The sequence below is a fragment of the Pseudomonas sp. CM27 genome (genome assembly GCF_013179515.1).
Classification (GTDB): domain Bacteria; phylum Pseudomonadota; class Gammaproteobacteria; order Pseudomonadales; family Pseudomonadaceae; genus Aquipseudomonas.
In genome coordinates this window covers 1-6,078 of record NZ_JABMCN010000316.1, presented here as the reverse complement: position 1 = coordinate 6,078, position 6,078 = coordinate 1, and the positions used below count along the sequence as shown (strand labels likewise).

7 protein-coding genes are annotated in these 6,078 nt (G+C 63.3%); 2 read left to right on the top strand and 5 right to left on the bottom strand.

Translation table 11 applies throughout. The annotated features are described in order from the left end of the window. The 3 genes from HP547_RS26590 to HP547_RS26580 all read right to left on the bottom strand — a co-directional run. The coding region (locus HP547_RS26590) for an ABC transporter permease (protein ID WP_172288392.1) at positions 1-481 on the bottom strand (481 nt) is incomplete at its 3' end. Positions 482-541: 60 nt separating this feature from the next. Then, positions 542-1,225 (bottom strand): lipoprotein-releasing ABC transporter ATP-binding protein LolD, encoded by a 684-nt coding sequence (gene lolD / locus HP547_RS26585; RefSeq protein WP_172218520.1) that lies wholly within the window; start codon positions 1,223-1,225, stop codon positions 542-544. A gap of 7 nt (positions 1,226-1,232) precedes the next feature. Further along, positions 1,233-2,483 carry a lipoprotein-releasing ABC transporter permease subunit gene (locus HP547_RS26580; RefSeq protein ID WP_172218522.1) on the bottom strand — a complete coding sequence of 417 codons (1,251 nt, stop codon included), beginning with the start codon at positions 2,481-2,483 and terminating at the stop codon, positions 1,233-1,235. 93 nt (positions 2,484-2,576) lie between these two features. Between HP547_RS26580 and HP547_RS26575 the strand changes: the two genes are divergently transcribed. Both HP547_RS26575 and HP547_RS26570 read left to right on the top strand, forming a co-directional pair. Beyond that, a complete protein-coding gene (locus tag HP547_RS26575) occupies positions 2,577-3,161 on the top strand; it encodes a PilZ domain-containing protein (protein ID WP_172218524.1) in 585 nt (194 codons plus the stop codon). A 31-nt stretch (positions 3,162-3,192) separates the two neighbouring features. Further along, positions 3,193-3,909 (top strand): glycerophosphodiester phosphodiesterase, encoded by a 717-nt coding sequence (locus HP547_RS26570; RefSeq protein ID WP_172218526.1) that lies wholly within the window; start codon positions 3,193-3,195, stop codon positions 3,907-3,909. A 48-nt stretch (positions 3,910-3,957) separates the two neighbouring features. On the opposite strand, the gene sthA is transcribed toward HP547_RS26570, so the two are convergent. Next, positions 3,958-5,352, bottom strand: coding sequence for a Si-specific NAD(P)(+) transhydrogenase (gene sthA, locus HP547_RS26565; RefSeq protein WP_172218528.1), 1,395 nt, complete (start codon positions 5,350-5,352; stop codon positions 3,958-3,960). A 204-nt stretch (positions 5,353-5,556) separates the two neighbouring features. Further along, positions 5,557-6,078: FAD:protein FMN transferase (locus HP547_RS26560; RefSeq protein ID WP_172288390.1), on the bottom strand; the 522-nt coding region annotated here is incomplete at its 5' end.

Sequence of the window (6,078 nt, the reverse complement as noted above, 5' to 3'; positions counted from 1 at the left end):
TGTTGAGGCGGAAGCGCCGTGCCGTCAGCTCGCCGATGACCACGCCGAACTCACCCGGCTGCAGGGCCTGCAGGCGACCCTGGACAATGTGCTGGCCGACGATCGAGACCTTGCCCTCCTCGTCCGGGTCGATACCGCTCACCTGAATCGGCTGCATCGCACCTTTGTAAGACAGCATGCCTTCCATTTCGGTAATCGGCGCTGCCGCCATCACCGCCGGGTTGCGCATGGCCTGCTCGGCCACTTTGCGCCAGTCGTCCAGCGGCTGCGCGCCAAGGATGGCGGCATGCGGCACCAGGCCGAGAATGCGCGAGCTCATTTCACGCTGGAAGCCGTTCATTACCGACAGCACCACGATCATCGCCAGCACGCCCAGCGACAGGCCGATCATCGAGGTCATCGAGATGAACGAGATGAAGTGGTTGCGGCGCTTGGCTCGGGTGTAGCGCGCGCCGATGAAGATGGGCAAGGGTCTGAACATGTACGAAACACCCAATGAAAACAGGAAAACGGGGCGGCAACTGCTGCCCCGTGCAGTCGATCAGATGGCGACCAGGTGGCCGTCGTCGAGCTTCAGCACACGGTCCATCTTGCGCGCCAGGACAAGGTCGTGGGTGACCACCAGGAACGCCGTGCGCGAGGCACTGGACAGCTCCTGCATCAGCTCCTGAATGCCTTGGGCGGTATGGTGGTCGAGGTTGCCGGTCGGCTCGTCGAGCATTACCAGGCCGGGCCGGTTGACCAGCGCCCGGGCAATCGCCACACGCTGGCGCTCACCGCCGGACAACTCGGCCGGTTTGTGGTTGAGGCGGTGGCCCAGGCCCACGCGCTTGAGCAGCGCCTCGGCACGTTCACGGGCCTCGGGGATGGGTGTGCGGCCGATCAGCAGCGGCATGCACACGTTCTCGATGGCGGTGAATTCCGGCAACAGGTGGTGGAACTGGTAGACAAAGCCCAGCTCGCGGTTGCGCAGCAGGCCACGGGCGCGCTCGCCCAGCGCCGACAGCTCTTCGCCAGCCAGCCACACACTGCCCTGGCTCGGCCGGTCGAGGCCGCCCAGCAGGTTGAGCAGGGTACTCTTGCCCGAGCCGGAGCTGCCGACGATGGCAATGCGCTCACCGGCGTGCAGCTCGAGGTTGAGCCCGGACAATACCTTTACCGACTCCGGGCCCTCGTCGTAGGACTTGCCCAGGTTGCGGCAGCTCAGGACGGCTTTATCACTCATGCGCGACTCACTCATAACGTAGCGCCTCTGCAGGCTGGGTGCGCGCCGCACGCCAGGCCGGGTACAGGGTGGCGAAGAAACTCAGGACCAACGCCGCAGCGCAGACCATGTACACATCCTGGGCCTGGATCTGCGACGGCAGGTAATCGATGAAATAGACGTCGGCGTTGAGGAACTTGTGCCCGATCAGTTTCTCGATGCCGGCGATTGCGGCACTGACGTTCAGCGCAGCCAGAATGCCGACCACGGCGCCGATCAAGGTGCCGATCACGCCGATCACCGTGCCCTGGACCATGAAGATGAGCATGATCTGCCCAGGCGTGGCGCCCAGCGTACGCAGGATGGCAATATCACCGCGCTTGTCGTTCACCACCATCACCAGGGTGGAAATGATGTTGAACGCCGCCACTGCCACGATCAGCAGCAACAGCAGGCCGATCATGGCCTTTTCCATGCGGATCGCCTGGTACAGGTTGCCGTGGGTACGGGTCCAGTCGCGACTGTAGTACTCCTGCTCGCCCAGCTGCTGTGCGATGCTCCAGGCCACCCGCGGCGCCTGGAACAGATCGTCGAACTTCAGGCGCAGGCCCTGCACCTGGTCGGGTTTCCAGCGGTGCAGGCGGGACAGGTCGCTGATATTGGTCAGGCCCAGATAGCCGTCGATCTCGCCCGCGCCCACGTGGAATGTGCCGACCACGGTGAAGCGTTTCATGCGCGGGAACATGCCGGCCGGGGTCACGCTGACCTCCGGGGCGACGAAGGTGAGCTTGTCACCCACGGCGACACCCAGCTTGGCCGCTGCCTTGTCGCCGATCATGATGCCCCACTCGCCTGGCGCCAGCTGGTCGAGATGGCCCTGCAGGATGAAGTTGTCGATGATCGACACCTCGCGCTCGCGGGCCGGGTCGATGCCGTTGAGCAGCACCTTCTGCACCTTGCCATCATGGGTCAGCAGGCCCTGCATCTGGGTGAACGGCGCTACCGCCAGCACCTGCGGATTCTGCTTTACTTGTTGGGCAAGGGCAGGCCAGTCGGCAATGGGCTGGCCGCTCTCCAGCGTGGCATGGGGAATCATGCCAAGCACACGGGTGCGCATCTCGTGGTCGAAACCGTTCATCACTGACAGCACCACGATCATCACCACCACGCCCAGGGCGAGGCCGATCATCGAGGTCAGGGAAATGAACGAGACGAAGTGATTGCGACGTTTGGCACGGGTATAACGGGTGCCGATAAATGCGAAAAGAGGTCTGAACATGTCGGGGCTTGTTCGGATGAAAGGGAACGTCCTTGTGGCGAGGCGCCTACGGCGGCTTTACACTCGGACCACCGCCGCTACCTTGGGTTCGCCATGACGACATTAGACGAAGAAGATCGCCGCGAATACTACCGCATCGAAGATCGGATCGCACTTCAAATCAGCCCCCTCAGCGCGGCCGAAGCCCTTGACCCAGATGTGTTGCAAGATGATTCCCCGCTGTTCAACCTGCTCAGCGAGCTGCACCTGTCCGACTTCGAGTCGCAACACCTGCTGCGCCAGCTGAGCGACAAGGACCGCACCCTCGCCGCCTTCCTGCGTGCGCAGAACAAGCGCCTCGACCTGCTGAGCGCGGTGGTTGCCCATACCTTGCTTGGCGAAGTGGGCCAGCCCCTGCCTGTGGTCATCTCCGAAGGTGGCATCGAGTGCGCCCAAGCTACGCAGATTGCTCCCGGCACCCGGGTCAAAGTGAAAATGGTGCTGATGCCGCGCGCCCATGGCCTGCTGCTGCGCGGCAAGATCACCCATTGCGACCCCCGCCCGGACGGCGGCTTCGAAGTGGGCACCGAATTCATCGACATGACCGACGCCCAGCGTCAACTGCTGGCCCGCTACATACTGCAGCGTCAGCAACAACAACGGCGTCAGCAGCTGGACCAGAACGATCCCGCCTCCTGAGCCCATTTTTCCCTGATTTGAAGGAACGAACGTGACCCTGATCTACGGCCATCGCGGCGCCAAGGGCGAAGCGCCCGAGAACACCCTGACCAGCTTCCGCCAGTGCCTGTCCCACGGCGTCAGCCGCTGCGAACTGGACCTGCACCTGTCGGCCGACAACGAGCTGATGGTCATCCACGACCCCACCCTGAAACGCACTACCGGCCGGCGCGGCAAAGTGATCGAGCACCCGGCCGCCGACCTGGTAAAGATCGACGCGCGCAAAGGCGGCCCGGGCCACGTACAGCCCTGCCCGATCCCGAAACTGGAAGAACTGTTCGAAAAATGCCCGTTCGAGCACTGGCAGCTGGAAGTGAAAAGCGCCTCGCGCACCCGTGCCGCCACCACCGTGCTGGCGATCCGCGAACTGGCCCAGCAATATGGCCTGCTGGACAAGGTCACCATCACCTCCAGCTCACGCGAAGTGCTGGGTGCGGCGCTGGAGCTGGTACCCGACGTGAAACGCGGGCTGGTGGCCGAATACGCCTGGCTCGACCCATTGAAGGTGGCGCAGAACTACGGCTGCGAGATGCTGGCATTGAACTGGACGCTGTGCACCCCCGAGCGCCTGCTCAAAGCGCAGGGCCAGGGTTTGCACGTGTCGGTGTGGACGGTCAACGAACCGGCATTGATGCGCCGGCTCGCTGACTTTGGCGTGGACAGCCTGATTACAGACTTTCCCGGTTTGGCCAAGACCACCCTCGGGTAGGGTTGAAATCGGTCTCTCCGACCGGCTCAGGCCACCGGTCGGAGCCGCTCAAAAAAGCCGGTTCAGGCCATCGTACGCCGCTACCCGATAGGCTTCGGCCATGGTCGGGTAGTTGAACGTGGTGTTGACGAAGTACTTCAGATTGTTCTGCTCGCCCGGCTGGTTCATCACGGCCTGGCCGATATGGACGATTTCCGAAGCCTGGTAGCCGAAGCAGTGCACACCCAGCACTTCCAGGGTCTCGCGGTGGAACAGGATCTTCAGCATGCCCTGCGGCTCGCCGGCAATCTGCGCACGCGCCATGCTCTTGAAGAAGGCCTTGCCCACTTCGTACGGCACCTTGGCCTGGGTCAGCTCCTGCTCGTTCTTGCCGATCGAGCTGATCTCCGGAATGGTGTAGATGCCGGTCGGCACGTCATTGACGAAGCGCCAGCTGCCATTGTCGACGATGCTGCCAGCAGCCGAGCGGCCCTGGTCGTGGGCAGCACTGGCCAGGCTCGGCCAGCCAATCACATCGCCGGCGCCGTAGATGTTCGGCACCGAGGTGCGGTAGGCCTCGTCGACCTCGATCTGGCCGCGGCTGTTGACCTTGATACCGATGTTTTCCAGGCCCAGCTTGTCGGTGTTGCCGGTACGGCCGTTGCACCACAGCAAGGCGTCGGCCTTGATCTTCTTGCCCGACTTCAGGTGCAGGATCACCCCGTTGTCCAGGCCTTCGACACGCTCGTACTCTTCGTTGTGGCGCACGGTGATGTTGTTGTTGCTGAAGTGGTAGCTGAGTGCCTGGGAGATTTCCGAGTCCAGGAAGCTCAACAGCTGGCCACGGTTGTCGACCAGCTCCACCAGCACACCCAGGCCGCTGAAGATCGAGGCATATTCGCAACCGATCACGCCTGCGCCGTACACGATCAGCTTGCGCGGGGTGTGGCTGAGGCTGAGGATGGTGTCGCTGTCGTAGACGCGCGGGTGATGGAAATCGATGTCGGCCGGGCGGTACGGGCGCGAGCCTGTGGCAATGATGATGTGCTTGGCGTTGAGTTTTTCGACCACACCGTTCGGGCACACCACCTCGACGGTTTGCTCGTCGGCGAAGCTGCCGGTGCCGAAGAACAGGTCGACGCGGTTGCGGGCGTAGTAGCCGGTGCGCGAGGCCACCTGTTTGGAAATCACCCGCTCGGCGCTTTTCAGCACGTCCGGGAAAGAGAACCAGCGCGGCTCACCGATGGCACGGAACATCGGGTTGGTGTTGAACTGCATGATCTGCCGCACCGAGTGACGCAGTGCCTTGGACGGGATGGTGCCCAGGTGGGTGCAGTTGCCCCCGACCTGACGACGGCTGTCGACCATCGCCACCTTGCGCCCTGCTTTGGCGGCGTTCATTGCCGCACCTTCTCCGGCCGGGCCGGAACCCAGCACCACTACGTCGTAGTTGTAGACAGCCATGCGTACTCCTTCAGAACTGGCCCGCAAGCCACGGTCGCTTGCGGGGCGCGATCATGCCGCCGGGGCGTCATGAGAAAATTCGTGTGCAGTCTAATAAAGCGTGAACGCCGCGCACATTAACCCTTGGTCGCGTCGTAGGCCAATTTAGCCCGCACTACATATGGTTCACCCATTCCCTGGCGGCAATCATCCCTGCTTGCGCTTTCACTCGCCTTTCACCGCCCGTTCGAACGCGGGCGTAGCTCGGGAGACGAAGCCACCCTCGGCCCGAGTCACCAATACCGCGGCCAAGCCATGCGCCAGGGCGAAATCCCAGCCGCGCTGCGGGCCCAGGATCAGCAGCAGTGTCGAGTAGCCGTCGGCCAGCAGCGCCGAGCTGTCGAGCACTGTGACAGCGGCCAGGTCATGTTCGACCGGGCGCCCGAGGCGGGCGTCGAAGGTGTGCGAATAGCGCCGGCCATTCTGCTCGAAATAGTGCCGATAGTCACCCGAAGTGGACACTGAAAGGCCGTTGACCGGGATGATCTGCCGGGCGATCTGGCGGTCTTCACGGGGTAGCTCCAGGGCAATACGCCACTGACTGCCATCGGGCTTGCGGCCGACCGCCTTGAGTTCGCCAGTGGCCTCGGCGACAAAGCTGGTTATGCCCATGCCGCGCAGGCGTGCGGCAATCAGGTCGACGGCATGCCCGGCCGCGATACTGTTGAGATCGAGCTGTACCGGGGC